The organism is Bartonella sp. AC10YNML (genome assembly GCF_042196825.1).
Classification (GTDB): Bacteria; Pseudomonadota; Alphaproteobacteria; order Rhizobiales; family Rhizobiaceae; genus Bartonella.
In genome coordinates this window covers 168,710-187,948 of sequence record NZ_JBHIRA010000002.1, presented here as the reverse complement: position 1 = coordinate 187,948, position 19,239 = coordinate 168,710, and the positions used below count along the sequence as shown (strand labels likewise).

Sequence of the window (19,239 nt, the reverse complement as noted above, 5' to 3'; positions counted from 1 at the left end):
TTCTCTGCATGATAATGGATATCTTATTGTTTGTAACAGAAAATGAGAAGAAATGAAGTATCATATGCCGTTTTTTTTCATATTCATATAGAAGAGAAAAGTTTCTTTGGAAGAATAGACGTGCTTTATAAGGGATGTCTTAAAAAAATTGTTTTATGAAGAGAGTTTTTTAAAGCAATGAAGACAACTTTTTTGAAAGGTTAAAGGGTGAATATAAGACAGAACTTCAAACAGGTTGCGTGGTTACAACAAAGCGATATCCAAACACTTCTTCGTGTTTTGTCTGTGGAGGGGGAAGAGGCGCGTATTGTAGGGGGAGCAGTACGCAATCAACTGCTAGGGCAGCCTATTAGTGATATTGATATTGCCACAACCTGCTTGCCGCAACAGATTATCGCACGTGTAGAAGCAGCAGGATTTAAAGCTATTCCTACAGGGATTGCGTTTGGTACAATAACAGTAGTTGCTCATTCATGTTCTTATGAGGTTACAACGCTTCGCTGCGATATTGAAACGGATGGTCGTCATGCAAAAGTGGCATTTGGTCGTGATTGGAAAAAAGATGCTGAACGGCGAGATTTTACGATAAATGCGCTTTATTGTGATGCTGCTGGCAACCTTTATGATGATGTGGGAGGTTTGAGTGATATTGCTAGCCGAACAGTTCGTTTTATTGGGGTTGCAGAAGATCGTATTGGCGAAGATTATTTGCGTATTTTACGGTTTTTTCGCTTTTTTGCGTGGTATGGAGCAGGGCGACCTGATGTGCAAGGATTGAAGGCATGTGTTCGTTTAAAACACGGTTTAAAAAAACTTTCTTCTGAACGTATTTGGGCAGAAATGAAAAAGCTTCTTGCGGCGTTTGATCCAACGCGTGCTCTTTTATGGATGCGACAAAGCAGAATTTTGGCACTCATTTTCCCTGAAACAGAACGATGGGGTATTGATGCAATTCACGCATTGGTGAAGACAGAACAGGCTCTTGGTTGGAAAGTTGATCCATTGTTACGGCTAGAAAGCCTTCTTCCTCCTGATCCCATGCGTCTTCATGAAATGGCACAGCGCTTGCGTTTTTCTCTTAAGGAAACAACGCGATTAAAAGAATGGGCAGAGTTAGAAATAATAAACCAAAACTGTTCTGATCATTTTGTGCAAAAACTGATTTATTTTCATGGACGACAGCCAGTTTTAGATCAATTATCGTTGTCTGTCGCTGCATCACATCTTGATCATCTGGAAAAAAGTGATGCTTTGCAAAAAGCAGAGGGTTATATTAAGCTTTATCAACTTGCCAAAAAATGGCAAATTCCAACTTTTCCTATTAATGGTAACGATTTAATAAAAAAAGGTTTTACGAAAGGTATACTTTTAGGAAAAAAGCTTAAAGAGCTAGAAATGATATGGATTGAAAGCGGATTTTTAATGGATCGTCATGCACTATTAGAAAAAATTGATTTATAATATTTCTGTTTATAAACCCACTGTTTTTTATATTTTTTAAGTCAACATATTAATTTATAATAATCACTATTCATGTGAAAGAAGAGTCCACAATATTGTAAGGTTATTTCAAACCTGTTCATATTACATCAATCAAAATTATTGCCTTACACGTCACAAGTGAGGAAAAATGATTACAGAGGGGGAAAATGTCTCTTATAAACCATCTCAAAGATAAGGATTCTCGAAAATGAGAACGAATAAAGAGAATAGTGATAGCGGTTTGCACCTTGTATGACCATAAAGAGGGGGATGTTCACTGGATTTTTACTATGAGGAGTATTTAATCATTCATAGGTGGTGATATGAGGTGATATGAAATGGATGTGATGGGCACTAATAAATGTTTATTTTACAAGCACTTAATTGTTTGAAAATGATAGGCATTATACGCTCTAACTGTTCTTTATATGTTGTATTATTGTTTTTCGTGATAATTTATATTTTTATAAAATACATTTTCTTTCATAATAACCAATTTGGCGCAATGCTTCTCCTGTTGTTATAGCCACGCTCATGGCGAGATTGAGAGAGCGTGCCTGTGGTTGCATGGGAATTTTCAGTGTGTAATCGGCCGTTTCATGAACATAATCGGGAACTCCAGCTGATTCCCGACCAAAAAGTAAAACATCATTTCTTTGATAGCATATCTGCGTATAGCATGTTTTTGCTTTTGTACTTAAAAGCAACAGGCGGCGGTTAAAGTGTTTCATGGAGCTTATAAAATGTTGCCAATCAATGTGTCGTTCTAAGGAAGCATATTCGAGATAATCCAATCCTGCGCGTTTGAGATTACGATCCGACAGATTAAAGCCTGCAGGTTCAATAATGTGCACATGTAAACCAAAGCAAGCGCTAAGACGTAAAATCGTTCCAGTATTACCAGCAATATCAGGTTGGAAAAGAGCTATATGAAGTGTCATGTTCTCTGTAATATGATTTTTCTTTCGACTTTGTAAAGAAATACCACAATTTATTCGAAAAATATGCTTTGAGAAATACATGTTTTTTACGGTTAATTTTTATTCCCTTTAAATTTCAGGGAAAAAGTTATGTATACAGATCTGTTTGGGATAAGAGAGAAGCTCCCTATTCGGGACTTCATTTTATTGAGCGATCCATGAATGGATTGGCTCATTATGTTGAAAAGTGGGATATTTAATGAGGTTAGATCATCCATTTTAATTAAAATCAACAAAATATGCTTTTTATGCAAAAACAGAAGCTTATGCAAAAAAAGAAGCGAAAAAAATACTCATACAACCAGTTGGAATTGAGAGAGGGAGAGATGCTGTAAATGTGTTAAAGAAATAACCGATAAGCTCAACTTGTTTACTGAGATATGGTCATAATAAGACTATCTTTCTTTAGAAGTGTTTATTTACATGCTATCTCTGATTTTCACGGGCGGGGGAGTAATTTTGATTGATTAATATGAATAGGTTGGAAATGAAAAAACCTTACGGTGTTTCAGGATTTCATTCACTCTGTAAAATGATGAATTATCATTATAAAACAGTTTTTTGTATAAACCATACAAATGGCAGGAGTTTTTACGGGGATGTTTTTATGATTGAGGTAACTGAGTGATCAAGCATTGTACAATGGGAGAGGGTATGGTAGAAAGGATGCTTTAGCAAAGTGTCTCTTTAAGTTAAGGCCATGGGTGAGCAAACGAGGCGGGATTTTCTGTTTTTGGTAACAGCTGTTGCAGGAGCAGTTGGAATGGGAGCGGTTATGTGGCCTTTTATCCGTCAGTTGTGTCCAGATGAAGCTGTTTTGGCATCTTCCTCTGTTGAGGTTGATCTTTCTGGTATTGAAGAGGGGATGTCGATAACGGTAAAGTGGCGAGGACAGCCTGTTGTTATTCGAAATCGTACGGCAAAAGAAATTGCTGATGCGCGCGCTACTGAATTGAGACTTCTAAAAGATCGTCAAGCGCGCAATCCTAATCTTGAAGGTGAAAAGGAAGCAACAGATTTTGCGCGTTCAGCAGGTAAAGGACGTGAAAATTGGCTTATTGTTATTAATCTTTGTACGCATCTAGGCTGTGTAACACTTGGGCAATCGGGTAAATTTGGAGGATGGTTGTGTCCCTGTCATGGGTCTGTTTATGATACAGCTGGAAGAGTGCGTTCGGGTCCAGCTAACTATAATTTGGCTATTCCTCCTTACCAATTTCTTTCTGATACTTTGCTCAAAATAGGATAAGGTTATGACAAGGTTTTCTCCTTATTGTCCTAAAAATGCACTTGCTCGTTGGTTTGATAAGCGTTTTCCTCTTCCTCGTTTTTTTTATAATGCATTTGTGATTTTTCCTGTTCCGCGTAATCTTAATTACTTTTACACATTTGGCGGTATTTTAACCATTATGCTTTTATCACAGCTATTGACAGGTATTGTCTTGGCTATGCATTATGTTCCGGATATTCATTTGGCTTTTGAAACTAGTGAACGATTTCGGCGTGAAGGGCAGTTTGGTTGGCTTTTTCGTCCATGGCATTGTGTAGGCTCTTCGTTTTTTTTTATTGCTGTTTATATCCATTTGGCACGTGGACTTTATTATGGTTCTTATAAAAATATGCGAGAAATGGTATGGGTTACAGGTATTTTTATTTATATCATCATGATGGCAATAGCGTTTTTTGGTTATGTGCTTGTTTGGGGGATGATGTCTATTTCAGCTGCTTCAGTGATTGCAGGGCTTTTCAAAACGATTCCTTTAGTGGGGTCTTGGTTGCATGAGACACTTCTTGGTGGTTATGTCGTAGGACAACCAACGTTGAATCGTTTTTATGTTTTCCATTATGTTTTATCATTTGTTTTGCTTCTTTTTGTGGGGCTTCATATTTGGGCAATTCATTGTGTTGGGCAAGGAAATCCAACGGGTCTTGCTATACAGTCAGATAAGGAAACGGTTCCATTTTCGCCTTATGCACTGATCAAAGATATTTTTGCTATTACTGTTTTTCTCATCTTCTTTGCCTGGTTTTTGTTTTATATGCCCGATTATATGGGGCAGGTTGAAAATTATAGTGTGGCAGATCCTTTAAAGGCACCTCTTCGTGTGGTTCCAGAATGGTATTTTTTGCCTTTTTATGCGATGCTTCGTGCTATAACTTTTGATATTGGTATTTTCTCTTCAAACTTTGTTGGCTTTGTTTTATTCGTCAGTTCGATTTGCATTTTAATTTTTGTGCCATGGTTAGACCGCTCTAAAATATGTTCAGCAAGATATCGACCTGTTTATAAAATTTTCTTTTGGGCGTTGGTTATTGATGTCGTTTTTCTTGGTTGGTTGGGGTCAAGAGAAATAAGTGACAAAATTCTTTTATGGACACAATTGGCTACGGTTTATTATTTTATATTTTTTTTGGTTATTTTGCCGATTTTGCCAGCGTTTGAAAAAAATTATTCTCTTCCTTCTTCAATTATGCAAGATTTAAAACAGAAAAAAAAGAGACTATGGTAAATGTTTTTGTCGGGCTGGTTGTTATTGTTGCTATGAGTTTTTCTGCTCAGAGTTTAGCGGGTGATGCCTCTGATCAGGAAGAGGGATTTATTTCTTTTCCTTTACAGGTTCCTAAAAAACAAGAATGGAGTTTTTCAGGTCCATTTGGGTTCTACGATAAGGCGCAATTGAGGCGCGGATTAAAGGTTTATAAACAAGTTTGTTCCAGCTGCCATGGGCTAAAATATGTGGCTTTTCGCAATTTAAAAGCTCTTGGGTATGATCAAGAACAGATTAAAGTTTTGGCGGGGCAGTATGAAGTGCGTGATGGTCCTAATCGAGAAGGAAAATTTTTTAAACGTGCTGGGGTTGCAACGGATTATTTTCCTTCTCCCTTTGCGTATGAAGAAGAAGCAAGACAGGTTTTGAATGGTGCTTATCCTCCAGATTTGTCATTGATGGCACGTGCACGTGGTGTATCTTTGCCTTTTCCTGCTTTAATTACGGATGTTTTGACTCATTATGATACGGCTGGTCCAGATTATATTACAGCTCTTTTAACAGGATATCAGGAAGCGCCGAAGAAAGTAAAAGTTGCTGATGGTTATTGGTATAATCCTTATTTTATTGCCAGTAATTTTTTAACTATGGCACCTCCTTTGAGTGATGGTGTAGTTGCTTATGAAGATGGAACCCCAGAAACCGTTGAACATTACGCTCGTGATGTTTCTGCTTTTTTGATGTGGTCTGCTGATCCTCATATGGAAATTCGTAAAAAAACCGGTTTTCGTGTTATTTTATTTTTAATCATTTTTGCAGGGCTTGTTTATATTTTAAAAGGTCGTATTTGGCGTAGTTTAGAAGAAGAGTTTGAGAAAGAAACAAAAGACGAAATAAAGAAAAAAGGATAAGGCGACTGGTTTTGAAAGAGTATAAAAAGCATAAGGAACAAATCTGTTTATAATGCATTGAGGTTTTATAAAGTAAAAGCAAAGTAAAAACGGAGATGTTAAAATGAAAAAAATTTCATGTACTACTCTTATGTCAATTTTGATGATTTCTAGTACTTATGCGCAGTCTTTTGAAGGACCTTCTAAACCTGAAATGATTTCTTCGACAGGTATTGTACAGGTAGGGATAAATAATTCTGTGCGTTATGTAACACCTTTAGCAACGGATTTTGTTGCTTCTAGCCTTATAGGTGCTAAGGTATATAATATAGAAGATGAAAATATTGGTGAAGTAAAAGATATTATTTTACGTGAAAATAATATTGCGGGATTTGTTGTTGCAGTTGGTGGTTTCCTTGGTATAGGGGAGAGTTATGTGGTCGTTTCTCCAGAAACAATCCAGATGACAAATGATTATGGTAAGTGGAAACTTATTACAAATGCGACAAAAGATTCTTTAAAGGACGCTCCAACATTTAAATACGAAGGGCGTTGGACGCGCTAATTTTATATTTCCATTCTTGAATGGATAAAACAGTTGCTGTCACAATAATGGTAGCACCTGTTTTTTGTTCAGGAGACCTTTAGGAACTTTTGCGGTAAGCTCTCATGAACTTAATACAAAATTTTCAAGATAAACTATTAAGATAGAGTGAAGATTTAAGTATTATGTTTAAATAACATGATATCGCCATCTTGCACAATGTATTCTTTTCCTTCATCGCGGGCTTTTCCTGCTTCTTTTGCACCGCTTTCTCCACCCAGAGCAATATAGTCATTGTAGCTGATGGTTTGTGCACGAATGAAGCCGCGCTCAAAATCTGAGTGAATAACGCCAGCTGCTTGGGGAGCTTTGGTACCACGCGCAATTGTCCATGCTCGCGTTTCCTTAGGCCCACAGGTGAAGTAAGTAATGAGATCAAGTAAATGATAACCAGCGCGAATAAGGCGATTTAAACTTGGTTCAAAGAGTCCTAGAGCATTGAGATATTCTGAGGCTTCAGCATCACTCAGTTGCGTGATTTCCGCTTCGATAGAAGCCGAAATGATAATACTTTGCGCATTTTGCTCTGTTGCCATTTTTTCAACTGTTTGGGTAAAACTATTGCCATGAGCGGCGTCATTTTCGCTTACGTTGCAAACATAAAGTACAGGTTTGGAGGTTAAAAGATTTAAACTTTTAAGAATGTTCTTTTCATCAGAAGAGATATCTTTGAGTAATAAGCGGACAGGGTTTCCCTGTTGCAGTATGTTTAATGCTTTTTCCATAATGGGTAGAATTGTAAGGGCTTCTTTATCTTTTCCAGTTGCTCGTTTACGGATTTGTACGATTCTTCTCTCAAGACTTTCAAGATCTGCAAGCATAAGTTCGGTTTCAACCGTTGTTGCATCACTAACAGGATCAATACGTCCTTCTACGTGGGTAATATCTTCGTTTTGAAAACAGCGTAAAACGTGGACAATGGCATCGACTTCACGAATATTGGCTAAAAATTTATTCCCTAAACCTTCGCCTTTTGAGGCTCCTCGTACCAACCCCGCAATATCCACGAAGTTAATGCGTGTAGGAATCGTTTCTTTTGAACCAGCAATTGATGCAATTTTTTCCATTCGTAAATCTGGAACAGCAACTTCACCGGTATTGGGTTCAATAGTACAAAAAGGATAATTGGCAGCCTGTGCAGTGGCTGTTTTTGTTAATGCATTAAAAAGAGTTGATTTCCCGACATTAGGTAATCCGACAATACCGCATTTAAAGCCCATGAGAGTCTTTCTTTTCTACTGATTTTATGGTTAAGATAAAGCTTCCTTTTTATAGCATATTTTCAGAAGAGTTATAGTCCTTGTCTTGCGATAAGTGAGAAAAAAGTCTAAAGTAGTAGGTATCTACTTTTTTACCTTAGTTCTTCTTATCTTAATGCTCTCCTTAGTTACAAGGATAAGAAAACTTCGAATTAATGTTAATAGTGTGCTAAGTTTTTCATGGTATGCAAATCTGCATAAATAATTAATCGGAGAAAATAGAAGAGTGTTATCTCGTTGTGCCTTTTTAATTGCAGCACTTTTGGCTTTGGCTGGATGTGCTACACGTCAGTCAGATATGTCATCGGTACCTTTTCAACAAGTTCGATACATTCCACCAGAAATACAGGCTTTGTATGGTCCTGTAACGAATGAGGCCTATTCGTTACCTGCTGTTGATCTTGCGACAATTGATCCAAAATATTGGCGACAAGAGGTGATTTATTATACATCTTATGCGCCTGGAACATTGGTTATAGATACGCAAGAGTGTTTTCTTTACCTTATTGGTGAAAATGGAAAAGCTTTGCGTTATGGGATTGGTGTCGGTAAAGAAGGCCTAGCATTTGAAGGTGAGGGGGTTATACAGCGCAAGCGTCGGTGGCCAAATTGGGCTCCTACTGCAGCTATGATGGCTCGAGAACCAGAACGTTATGGTCATCTTGGGAAAGGAATGCCACCAGGGCCCGATAATCCATTAGGTGCGCGGGCACTTTATTTGTTCAAAAATGGGAAAGATACACTTTTCCGTATTCATGGCTCACACGAATCGTGGTCAATTGGGCGTGCTATTTCAAGTGGGTGTATCCGTTTGCTTAATCAAGATATTATCGATCTTTATGATCGTGTTCCCGTTGGTTCGCGTGTTGTGGTATTGCAAAACAATAGGAGTATTCCTACAGTTTATAGTCAACAATCAAATGGTTACGATCCGCTACAATCGACCATTCAGCCAAATGATTTTTTTTAATTTAGGGGAGAAGATTGGAGAGAGCCGTTTGGGTATTTTGGTTTGCTGTTCAATCTTCTCTTCCTCCAAAAAAAGAGTATAGACCTCTTCTCTGTTTCAAAAGATATGTACAAATATCATTGTTCTATTTGCTAGCTTTCATATTTTCCCAACAGGTTTTGCCTTTGAGGAAATTTATAAGAGGCATTTTTCTTTCTTTTTTCAAAAGTTTTTATCCATATGTCCTCCAACTTGTGAGGTGAAAGCCAATGGTTTTTATGGTTTCATTATTAATAGATTTAAAATAAATCTTGTGATATTTGGCATTTCTATTCAAGAATATAAAACAATTAATTCTTATAAATCAATAAGTTATATGTATAGATTTTATAGAGAAAAGTTGTTTTTTTATTGATGAGAGAAATAAGCTGTTAGGGTCAGTTCTTATTTTTTATTGTTTGTGAAACTTCATTCATAAAGAGGGATTTGTCATCTTTTATAAGGAGAGCGATATTTTTTGCGATTGCCTCTAAGAGAGGGGGAAGCCATTCTTGATCAGATTTGGTAAAATTTCCTAGGACATGCTGATGAACAAGTTCTTTGCTTCCAGGATGACCAATTCCTATGCGTATACGGCAATAATTAGTACCACAATGGGTATCAATAGATTTAATACCATTATGTCCATTATTTCCTCCACCAATTTTTACACGGACTCTTCCCGGAGGCAGGTCTAACTCATCATAAATGATGATCAAATTCTTCAAATCTAATTTATAAAATCGCAAAGCTTCACCGATAGCTTGACCCGAGCAATTCATAAAAGTTTGCGGTTTTATAAGAAAAATTTTCTCATTATCTATGAAACCATTGGAGATTTCTGCTTGAAACTTTTTCGACCATGGAGAAAAAGAGAAGGACTGATAAATGGCATCAACAGCCATAAAACCGATATTATGGCGGTTATTTTGATATTGTAAACCAGGATTGCCAAGACCAGCAATAAGCCACATGTGTATTTTCAGTCAAAGTATGAGTAAGGGTAATGTCTCATAAATTAAGGCGGAAAAAATTTCCGCCTTTTGAGTTTTATGAAGTTTCCGTGTCTTCTTCATCATTTTCTTGTTCAGAGGTTTCATCGCTGACATCCATGCCAGCAGGAGCTGCAATGGTTGCAATGGTAAAGTCTCGATCTTGGATGATGGGAGTCACATCTTTTGGCAGTTGCACTGCTGAAATGTGAATAGAATCACCAATAGAGTAGCTGGAGAGATCAATTTCAATAGCTTCAGGAATAGCACTTGCTGGAGCTGTACATTCAATTTCGTGCCGAACAATATTGAGGACACCACCCTTTTTAAGTCCAGGGGCCGTATCTTCATTGAGGAAGTGGACAGGAATATTCACTTCTACAACGGATTTTGCTGAAATGCGTAAGAAATCTACATGGAGGGGAAAGTCACGCACGGGATCTAATTGATAATCTTTTGGCAAAACCATAATTTTTTGCTTGTCAAGAATAATCGTTGCAATGGTGGTACGAAAGCCACCAGCGTGAATTTTATAGAAAATTTCTTTATAGGGAACTGTTATTGCCAAAGGAGGTTGTTTTTCACCATAAATGACAGCAGGAATAAGACCGTTGCGGCGAAGTTCACGGGAGGACCCCTTACCAACCCGCTCGCGTTTTTCGGCCTTAAGAGTGTAGCTTTTGCTCATAATTTAAGTCCTTTTTACATGATTGGAGATCCTTCAAAAACAATAACAGTTTTTGCATGGATATGAAGATATGCGCTGATAAGCAGCGATTGCTCCATTCTGCGTTGCCTCCAAGGGTGTCTACGCAGAAGTCTGTTCTATAATTCAAACTATTCATAGATGCAAGAGTTGTGGGAAAAATCGATGATTTCTATCGTTAAAAAAGAGGAAATGTTACACATTATGGTACAGGATGGAGAATCAACCAATATGCGCTGATATGTTCAAAATCAAACACTGGAGATGTTATGAAGGTTGAGATTGCCTTGGGTGAGATATCAGAGAGTCGTGCTTTGCATAAATCGATGCCAGCACTTCTTGATTTGGAAGAGTTATTGGCAACACGTCTTCTTGTTCAAGGTAATTCTGGTTCAGGTAAATCACATCTTTTACGCCGTCTTCTAGAACAAAGTGCTCAGTGGGTACAGCATTGTGTGATTGATCCAGAAGGTGATTTTGTAACTTTGGCAGACAAATTTGGTCATGTTATTGTAGAGGCTCAACGGAGCGAACTAGAATTGACGCGTATTGCGCATCGCATTCGACAACATCGGGTTTCTGTAGTATTTAATCTTGAAGGTTTGGATACTGAACAACAGATGCGTGCTGTGGGTGCTTTCCTTGGGGCACTGTTTGATGTGGAACGTGATTATTGGTATCCTATGCTTGTCGTTGTTGATGAAGCACAATTGTTTGCTCCAACTGCTGCAGGAGAAGTTTCTGATGAAGCACGTAAAATTTCACTGAGTGCTATGACTAATCTTATGTGTCGGGGGCGCAAACGTGGTCTTGCTGGTGTTATTGCGACACAACGTTTGGCTAAGCTGGCCAAAAATGTTGCTGCTGAAGCTTCAAACTTTTTAATAGGGCGGACTTTTTTAGATATTGATATGGTGCGCGCTGCTGATCTTTTGGGAATGGAGCGTCGTCAAGCAGAAATGTTTAGAGATCTTGAGCGGGGAAATTTTATCGCTTTAGGTCCCGCTTTATCACGACGTCCCTTACCAATCATTATCGGTTCTGTTGAAACTTTGGCACGCTCTTCTAGTCCTAAATTAATGCCACTTCCAACAGAGCGGGATGATGTGCAAGAGCTCGTTTTTACTGCTTCACCAGAGGAAATTTTAACGCCATTTAAACAAACACGAGAGCCGATGAGGGAAAAATCAATGCACGAGATGTTAGAGGAGGTAGTACATAAAAAACAAGAGCTGTTGGAAGAAAACTTGAGTTTATTTCCTGAACTTTCTGATGTTGAGCGTGACGGCCAAGCAGAACATATTATTCGGGAAATTCTTGAGGATTCTGAGGCTTTTTATCGTTCAACAGCGGTGCTTTATCAAGATTTTTCAGTTCGTTGCCGTATCCATGGTATGTCAAAGGTTCCTTTTAATCTTTCACAATTTCGGCGTAAATTGGCTATTGCTCAGGCTTTTGTTGATGAACAAACGGCTGTCAGTGAACATTGGAAACATATTTTGCAGATATCAGAAAGTTTGGAAGAAGATGTTCAAGGAGTCTTCTTGAACGTGGCTCAAGCCGCATTGGGCGGAAAGCCTTGTCCATCCGATGCATTTTTAGCACGTCTTTATGGGACTCATTCTTTAAGCCGCGTCCGTCGGCTTTTAACCTACTTTGAAGAACGCGGTCTCATTGTTATTCATACGCATTTTAGTGGCCAACGCATTGTTGCATTTCCTGATCTTGGTGTTGAAACAGCACCAGGAGATCCCAAGGAACCACTTTAACCAAATAAGCTTGAAACGGATTGTTCTGCTGCTGTCCTTGCTATTGCTTCTCCCATAAGGTCGGCAATGGGCAAAACACGAATATTATGGGTTTTCTCAATAGCTTGTGTTGGCATGATTGAATCTGTAATAACCAATTCTTTCATCTCTGAATTGGCAATTCGCTCGATTGCATTACCAGAAAGAACACCGTGCGTGATATAAGCTGTGACACTATTGGCACCATGTTTAAGCAGAGCACTTGCTGCATTGCATAAAGTTCCACCTGAATCAACAATATCATCAAGCAAAAGGCAATCTTTTCCCGATACATCTCCAATGATATTCATAACTTCTGATTCACCGGGGCTTTCGCGACGTTTATCCACAATAGCGAGCAAACTGTTCAAGCGCTTGGCGAGTGCGCGCGCGCGCACCACACCACCCACATCAGGTGAAACAACGATAACATTTTCAAGAGAATAATGCACTTTGACATCGCGAGAAATGACAGGAACAGCATAGAGATTATCTGTAGGGATATCAAAAAAACCTTGAATTTGTCCTGCATGAAGGTCCAATGTTAAAACACGATGGGCCCCTGCTTCAGTAATGAGGTTGGCAACAAGTTTTGCAGAAATAGGAGTTCGTGGTCCTGGTTTTCTATCTTGGCGTGCATAGCCAAAATAGGGGATAACAGCTGTAATACGACGCGCAGAAGAACGACGAAGGGCATCAATCATGATGAGTAATTCCATCAAATGATCATTTGCGGGATAGGATGTAGATTGCAAAACAAAAACATCTTGTCCACGTACATTTTCATGCAGTTCTACGAAAATTTCTTGATCAGCAAAGCGCTTTACAGTTGCTTTGCCTAAGGGGATGTTCAAATAATTTGCAACATCTTCAGCTAGGCGTGGATTAGAATTTCCGCAGAAAAGTTTCATAGTAGAACCTCTGAATCATCATGGTAGGAATGCGACACGGTTTTTAATTTCTTTTTATTAAATTGCAAGAAAACAATTACAAAACCATTACAATTTTATTGATTATTATTAAAGAGCTATGCAGTATGTTTTCTCTTTTTCCAAAAGTTTGTTACTTTTAGAGCAAAGTTTTTTCTCCATGCGGCAAAGAAAAACATATTGATTAAGCTTTTTGGTTATTACTTTATAAAAATACTTTCAATATGGGGAATGTTTCATATTTAAGATGAATGAAAGGGAGTAATAAAAAGAAGTATTATCTTGCCTTCAATCATTATAACCAAACATTGAAAATGATCATAGCGAAGGCTATCATATTTTATGGGCTGGTAGATAATTTCGTGAAAAAAGCAAAGTATAATGGGATTTATTTTTATATTTGGGTAAAAAGTTTAGTTTTGCAGTTTTGGTATTGTTCTCAAGCATAAAAGGGGCTCATCTTTTATTTTTCAGCATAATAGCAGAAATTTGCCGTCCGTAATCGGGTTCGTTGCGGTGTATTGCACGGCGATAGGAGAAAAAACGCTGTTCATCTTGATAGGTACAAAGCTCTACACAAGAAGCATTAACACCTGCTTCTTTGAGTTGATTTATAATAAATGCCCATAGATTAAAATAAAAGCGATTTATTTTGTCTGTTTTTAAAAAATATTTTTGGTATTTGCTGTGGTAATCAATAAACTGGTCGTAAAATTCGTTTGTTACTTCATAGTGATAAGGGCCAATACAAGGTCCAAGGACTGCTGTTATTGATTGTCTTTTGGCTCCTTGTTTTTCCATAACAGCAATTGTTTTCTCGATAATTCCATTTAAGCTTCCACGCCAGCCAGCATGAGTTGCAGCGATGACTCCAGCTTGTGGATCAGCAAACAGAATGGGTCCGCAATCTGCTGTAAGAACTCCAATAACGAGTTCTGGGGTAGTCGTAACCAGAGCATCAGCTTGAGGAGGTGCACCGATAGTTGCTTGATGAGCTACGACAACGTTACAGGAGTGTATTTGATTAACTGTGACTAAATTTTGCGCTTCAATAGAAAAATAATTGGCGATCAAAAGACGATTCTGTACGATATGTTCAGGTTGATCATTTGAACCTTTCCCAACATTAAGACTATGATAAAGATTTTTTGAAAAACCACCTTGACGTGTAAAAAATCCATGTTTTATTCCATGGGTGTGTAAAGTAGAAAGATTTTTTGCAAGAATGGGATGAGGGATAGATTTCATAAAAGTTCCTTATGGAGATTATTTAAAGTGAGGATGGAGATGTTCATATTTGTCAATGAATATTTCAGATAATGATGTGTTGATTGACAAAAGCGCCGATCATTAAAATTGGGGAGGTATGGAGATATTTTTATCACTGAAATGTAAAACTTTAAATAATTTTCCCATCTGATCTGGACCAGCGAGCCGTTCAATGTCTTGGCGGATTTTGTCTTGCAAAGGAGCACTTTTGCCAACTCCAAGCTGTTTTGCGCGCTCCAGTAGCCCCATTTTAAAAAGAAACTCTCCTTGCTCTAAGATTTCAGCAAAACAGCCCTGTTCAAGAGCTATGTTTTTTAAAAAAGAAAAATCAACATGGGATGTTAAATCATGTTCACCAGGGGCATCAAAAACATCACGAAATCTATGTTTTGAGAGTGCTTGCAAGGTATCGCCAAAGGCAAGCTCACAAGCACCATAGTCGATAAGTAAAGCAGAACCTGTCACTTGCACTAAATGGTGGCTGATTTGTTGCATGAATTGATGCCGTAAGGGGGCATGTTCAAAAATTGTTCCGTCAGGCACTTTAGAACAATAGGTTTGTAGACAAGAAGAGGGAAGTTTATGCGGGGCAGCAATAAAGATAAAATCTCCATTTTGATTGACTGTAATGCGGCGCTCTTTCCATTTTCCATTGACTTTAATATATTGGTTGATAGGGAGTGTATCGAGAAATTCATTAGCAATGAGGAAGAGAGGTTTTGAAGGAATTTGATTAAAATTTTCAATGCTATGGATTTGTTTTTGATAAGAGCAAAGGCGCTTTTTTTGTTCTTTTGCGAGTTTTTGGCTTATTTCGATCAGAAAAATTTCAGCAGCATTAAATGCCGTTTGAGAGAGCTTTTGGATGGTTCGCAAAATGTCATCCATCAAAGTTCCTCGTCCTGGACCTATTTCAGCGAGAATAAAAGGGTGAGGACACCCTTGAGCTTTCCAGCTCGCAAGAGTCCAAATGCCAATCATTTCTCCAAATAATTGGCTTATTTCAGGTGCTGTAATGAAATCACCAGCACGTCCGAAAGGTGTTTGTGTTTGATAATAACCAAATTGAGGATCTGTAAGTGCCAACGTCATATATTGGCTAACAGTGATTGGTCCATTAAGGACAATAATTTCTTTAATTTTTTCTTTGAGATTGGCCATTTTCTGTCGGTTTATATTTAAAGGCGTGGAGAAGAAGATAAAACCCTACAAGAAGCATGGGAAGAGATAAAGCCATGCCATAGGTAAAACCAGTAGAATGGAAAAGAGTCGAAAACCATTCTGGATCTTCTTGAGGCGCACGGTAAACTTCAGAAATGCTGCGTGTTACTGCGTAGCCTATAATAAATGTTCCTGATACAGTACCGGGACGTTTTAATGCTTTGAACCCAAAAATAAGAAGACACAGGATGATGAAGAGAAGAAATCCTTCCATAAATGCTTCGTAAAGCTGGCTTGGATGGCGCGGTAAATAGTAAGGATCGAGAGGAAAACAAACAGCCCAAGGACGTGTAGTAATATTGCCCCATAATTCTTGGTTGATGAAGTTGCAGATTCGTACAACGCCGATACCAATAGGAGCACCTGCAGCAATGATATCAAACATGGCTCGTATGTTAATATGATTTTTACGGGCAAACCAGATCATAGCAATGATAATACCAATAAGTCCGCCATGAAAGGACATTCCCCCATCCCATACGGCAATAATAGCACTTGGATGGTTAAAATAGTAAATGGGATCCCATACAAGAACTTGTCCTAAACGCCCTCCGACAACAACACTTATGGCAGACCAGACAACAAAATCTCCGATCTTTTCTTTATCCATAGGAGGATAGTTTCTATACCATAGAGATGTTTTTTTTAATAATTTTTGCGCATACCACCAAGCAAAAAGAATACCCAGTACGTAACCAAGTCCATACCAATGAAGTGCTATGGGACCTAGATGGATAATGACAGGATCAAGAAAAGACGGAAAAGCAATGGCTGGACAAGACAAATTGTTCATGAGTTAAGCATCTTACATTATACGAGATGAATATGAAGTGACTCTGATGGTCAGAAATGACAGATGAATACACAATGGTCAAGTCAGTAGGAAGGCTAGTCAGAAAGGGGGGGAGATTTCCACTGATTTATTACGGTAAAAAAATATGGTGATAAAAGGAATATTAAAAAATCTGAAACAAAATCATTATGAAAAATCTGCACAGTATGTGAAATATAGAGTAAAAGGAACAAATTACAGTATCTAAATGTTATGAGAATACGCTATAATGCGTGTGTCAATAATTAAAATTTAAGGAAAAAGGTTATGCGTAATGGATCAAATCGTATTCTTGATGAATTAGCAAAATTAGCAACAGATGCTGCTGACGTTGCGCAAGGCATACGACGTGAAGCTGGAACAGCTTTTCGTGTGCAGGCTGAAAAGATAGCAAACAAACTTGATCTTGTTTCTCGCGAAGAGTTTGAGACTTTTAAGGAGATGGTGCTGAAAATCCATACTGATAACGCTGATTTGAAAAGACGCCTTGATGATTTAAAAAAAGATGATTAAAAAAAACGCAGGCACAAAAAAGTAAAATAGTTTAAAAAAAAGAATCTTCAAAAAAATATCCCCAATTTTTCAATATGATGCGTGAAACTAAAAAATGCTTAATCTTGAGTCTGTTAGAGCGGAGCATTTGTTTATTTTTGATTTTTTTTGGGTAAAAATACATTTTTTTGAATCAGGGGGGCTGGCGCTATCAAATTGTATCAATACACTGAAAAAACTTGATGATTCGTTTCATGATTATCAGGTTTCCCTAAAGAGCGCGATTGTGTTCTAGGTGTTTGTGTTTTGTTGATGTTTTTAATGTGTATTTGTTTGGTGTAAGAGGTTTGATTGTAGCAAATATTGTTACAATTTAAGCGGTTTATATTCTGTTGACAATGTTTTAAGATGATTGAGGATTGTGATGAGGCTTGCATTTTGCGCCACAGAAAGAAAAGAGCACCCTGTTGACTTTATCGAACAGATTGCCTGTGAATATGATTGGTCGTTTGAGCGAGATGCACAAGATGAAATTAGCGTTTGTGTGGAAGGAAAACGCGCAAACTATCGTCTTGCTTTTTCATGGATGGAAGAGCATGAAGCACTTCATTTAGCTTGTTCGTTTGATCTTTCTATTAAAAATGCTCGAACAGCTGAAATACAGCGCTTATTGCTAGCAATTAATGAAAAATTGTTGTTGGGACATTTTGATTACTGGCAAAGGAATAATTCAGTTATTTATCGACAAGGTCTTCTTTTGGCTGGTGGGATGCATCCATCTCATATACAGGTTGAAACATTATTGATACATGCACTTAAAGCCTGTGAAAGCCATTATGTTGCATTTCAGATGGTTGCTTTATCGGGAGAAAGTGCTTACAAGGCACTGCAGTACACTTTGTTTGAAACTGTAGGGAATGCCTAAAACATCAAGTTTGTTATTTTTACAGACGGTTTGCTGAAATATTGCTCATAGGGGGATATCAAGAATAGCGCGCAATCCCCCGAGTGGGCTCTCGTCTAATTGTATATTGCCACCATGGCTGCGTGCTATGTCTTGAGCAATAGAAAGACCAAGTCCTGTTCCACTTGCATCTTGATTTCGCGCTTTATCAAGTCGAAAGAATGGCTTAAAAACTTCTGTGCGCATATTTTCATGAATTCCAGGTCCATTATCATCGATTATCAATATAAAAGATTCTTGTTGAGAGTTAGCTGTTAGTTTAACGGTTGTGCCGTAACAAAATGCATTTGATACAAGATTGCTGACCAAGCGTGTGAAAGCACGTGGACGTACTTGTATTTCTGTAGGACCTTCAATAGTGTAAGAAAATTGACGTTTGTGAAGATGAGCATCGGTGGAGAATTTTTGCATAAGAGCATTTAAATCAAAAGTCTTGACACTTTCACTTCCTTCTCCACGGGCAAAGGCAAGATAATCTTCTAACATATTTTGCATATCACTTACATCTTGCTCAAGCGGTTTAATATCAAAGCCAGTATTTGCTAATGCTAACTGAAGTTTAAAACGTGTAAGAATGGTTCTTAAATCATGACTTACTCCTGAGAGCATCATGGTGCGTTGTTCTATTTGGCGTTCAATACGTTCTCGCATACGTAAAAAAGCGATGCCTGCACGACGGACTTCATCAGCTCCTTGTGGTTGAAATCCTTTTGGTAAGGGACGACCTCGCCCAAAGCTTTCAGCCGCTTCAGCGAGTTGTTGAATTGGTTTTATTTGGTTGCGTAAGAAATAAATTGCTATCAACAATAAAACAAGAGCTGTTCCTACCATCCAGCTTAAAAAAATAGAGGTATTGGAAGCATAGGCTTGGCTGCGCGGAGCGAAGACACGCAAGATGTTGTGGCCAAGGTGGATACGGATTTCAACAAGATCAGAATCTCCTACGGTATCGATCCAGAAGGGACGGTTAATTTGTCGGGTAATTTCTTCGCTTAAAAAATAATCAAGAATTGCAAAAAATGGCTTAGGTCCCGGTGGGGGTAAGGGGGCAGGAGAGAGAATAGAAATGTTTAATCCCATACGTTGTTGTGCAATACGCTTGATATCTTCATAGTTATCTTGTTGTGGATATGTTTCAATAATATCAATAATGGCTGAAATATCATGCACGACAGCAGTTGAAAGACGCTCGGTTACCATTTGCCAATGACGTTCCATAAAGACGTAAGCAATAACCGTTTGCAGAAGCACCATGGGAGCAATAATAATGATCAAAGAACGAGCATAAAGCCGTTTAGGCATTTTTTTCGTTAGCCATCGAAAAAAAAATCTTAAAGGTTTGAACATTCTTGTGC

At 38.1% G+C, this 19,239-nt stretch carries 18 protein-coding genes; 9 read left to right on the top strand and 9 right to left on the bottom strand.

The genetic code is table 11. From position 1 onward, the window contains the following. Positions 1-207 precede the first annotated feature (207 nt). A complete protein-coding gene (locus tag ACFINA_RS01965) occupies positions 208-1,461 on the top strand; it encodes a CCA tRNA nucleotidyltransferase (RefSeq protein ID WP_375610117.1) in 1,254 nt (417 codons plus the stop codon). Positions 1,462-1,946: 485 nt separating this feature from the next. Here ACFINA_RS01965 and ACFINA_RS01960 read toward each other — a convergent pair whose 3' ends face one another. After that, positions 1,947-2,423, bottom strand: coding sequence for a tRNA (cytidine(34)-2'-O)-methyltransferase (locus tag ACFINA_RS01960; RefSeq protein ID WP_375606355.1), 477 nt, complete (start codon positions 2,421-2,423; stop codon positions 1,947-1,949). Positions 2,424-3,162: 739 nt separating this feature from the next. On the opposite strand from ACFINA_RS01960, the gene petA reads away from it, so the two are divergent. The 4 genes from petA to ACFINA_RS01940 all read left to right on the top strand — a co-directional run bounded on the left by petA (position 3,163) and on the right by ACFINA_RS01940 (position 6,406). After that, positions 3,163-3,711: a ubiquinol-cytochrome c reductase iron-sulfur subunit gene (petA, locus tag ACFINA_RS01955; RefSeq protein WP_375614405.1), complete on the top strand. Its 549-nt coding sequence runs from the start codon at positions 3,163-3,165 to the stop codon at positions 3,709-3,711. Positions 3,712-3,715: 4 nt separating this feature from the next. Further along, positions 3,716-4,972 carry a cytochrome bc complex cytochrome b subunit gene (locus tag ACFINA_RS01950; protein WP_375606353.1) on the top strand — a complete coding sequence of 419 codons (1,257 nt, stop codon included), beginning with the start codon at positions 3,716-3,718 and terminating at the stop codon, positions 4,970-4,972. Further along, complete coding sequence (locus ACFINA_RS01945; RefSeq protein ID WP_375606352.1) at positions 4,966-5,862, top strand: cytochrome c1; 897 nt, start codon at positions 4,966-4,968, stop codon at positions 5,860-5,862. The genes ACFINA_RS01950 and ACFINA_RS01945 overlap by 7 nt, the downstream gene beginning before the upstream one ends. 103 nt (positions 5,863-5,965) lie before the next feature. Next, complete coding sequence (locus ACFINA_RS01940) at positions 5,966-6,406, top strand: PRC-barrel domain-containing protein (RefSeq protein WP_375606351.1); 441 nt, start codon at positions 5,966-5,968, stop codon at positions 6,404-6,406. A 155-nt stretch (positions 6,407-6,561) separates the two neighbouring features. On the opposite strand, the gene ychF is transcribed toward ACFINA_RS01940, so the two are convergent. After that, positions 6,562-7,665 (bottom strand): redox-regulated ATPase YchF, encoded by a 1,104-nt coding sequence (gene ychF / locus ACFINA_RS01935; protein ID WP_375606350.1) that lies wholly within the window; start codon positions 7,663-7,665, stop codon positions 6,562-6,564. Positions 7,666-7,930: 265 nt separating this feature from the next. Between ychF and ACFINA_RS01930 the strand changes: the two genes are divergently transcribed. Continuing rightward, a complete protein-coding gene (locus tag ACFINA_RS01930) occupies positions 7,931-8,674 on the top strand; it encodes a L,D-transpeptidase (RefSeq protein WP_375606349.1) in 744 nt (247 codons plus the stop codon). Between the two features lie 416 nt (positions 8,675-9,090). Here ACFINA_RS01930 and pth read toward each other — a convergent pair whose 3' ends face one another. After that, complete coding sequence (pth, locus tag ACFINA_RS01925; protein ID WP_375606348.1) at positions 9,091-9,666, bottom strand: aminoacyl-tRNA hydrolase; 576 nt, start codon at positions 9,664-9,666, stop codon at positions 9,091-9,093. Positions 9,667-9,742: 76 nt separating this feature from the next. Further along, positions 9,743-10,372, bottom strand: a complete 630-nt coding sequence (locus ACFINA_RS01920; RefSeq protein WP_375610123.1) for a 50S ribosomal protein L25/general stress protein Ctc — start codon at positions 10,370-10,372, stop codon at positions 9,743-9,745. Between the two features lie 287 nt (positions 10,373-10,659). On the opposite strand from ACFINA_RS01920, the gene ACFINA_RS01915 reads away from it, so the two are divergent. Continuing rightward, entirely contained in the window at positions 10,660-12,159 is a 1,500-nt protein-coding gene (locus ACFINA_RS01915) for a helicase HerA domain-containing protein (protein ID WP_375606346.1), read from the top strand. On the opposite strand, the gene ACFINA_RS01910 is transcribed toward ACFINA_RS01915, so the two are convergent. The 4 genes from ACFINA_RS01910 to lgt all read right to left on the bottom strand — a co-directional run bounded on the left by ACFINA_RS01910 (position 12,156) and on the right by lgt (position 16,389). Next, positions 12,156-13,088, bottom strand: a complete 933-nt coding sequence (locus ACFINA_RS01910; RefSeq protein WP_375606345.1) for a ribose-phosphate pyrophosphokinase — start codon at positions 13,086-13,088, stop codon at positions 12,156-12,158. The genes ACFINA_RS01915 and ACFINA_RS01910 overlap by 4 nt on opposite strands. A 474-nt stretch (positions 13,089-13,562) precedes the next feature. Continuing rightward, complete coding sequence (pgeF, locus tag ACFINA_RS01905) at positions 13,563-14,354, bottom strand: peptidoglycan editing factor PgeF (protein WP_375606344.1); 792 nt, start codon at positions 14,352-14,354, stop codon at positions 13,563-13,565. 102 nt (positions 14,355-14,456) lie between these two features. After that, a complete protein-coding gene (locus ACFINA_RS01900; RefSeq protein ID WP_375606343.1) occupies positions 14,457-15,536 on the bottom strand; it encodes a class I SAM-dependent methyltransferase in 1,080 nt (359 codons plus the stop codon). Beyond that, positions 15,511-16,389, bottom strand: coding sequence for a prolipoprotein diacylglyceryl transferase (lgt, locus tag ACFINA_RS01895; RefSeq protein WP_375606342.1), 879 nt, complete (start codon positions 16,387-16,389; stop codon positions 15,511-15,513). The genes ACFINA_RS01900 and lgt overlap by 26 nt, the downstream gene beginning before the upstream one ends. A 306-nt stretch (positions 16,390-16,695) precedes the next feature. On the opposite strand from lgt, the gene ACFINA_RS01890 reads away from it, so the two are divergent. Together ACFINA_RS01890 and ACFINA_RS01885 are read left to right on the top strand one after the other, a co-directional pair. After that, positions 16,696-16,941, top strand: coding sequence for an accessory factor UbiK family protein (locus ACFINA_RS01890; RefSeq protein WP_375606341.1), 246 nt, complete (start codon positions 16,696-16,698; stop codon positions 16,939-16,941). Positions 16,942-17,344: 403 nt separating this feature from the next. Then, complete coding sequence (locus tag ACFINA_RS01885) at positions 17,345-17,845, top strand: YbjN domain-containing protein (protein ID WP_273724125.1); 501 nt, start codon at positions 17,345-17,347, stop codon at positions 17,843-17,845. Between the two features lie 45 nt (positions 17,846-17,890). Here the strand turns inward: ACFINA_RS01885 and ACFINA_RS01880 are convergent, their stop codons facing one another. Further along, a complete protein-coding gene (locus ACFINA_RS01880) occupies positions 17,891-19,231 on the bottom strand; it encodes an ATP-binding protein (RefSeq protein WP_375614976.1) in 1,341 nt (446 codons plus the stop codon). Between the last annotated feature and the right edge of the window lie 8 nt (positions 19,232-19,239).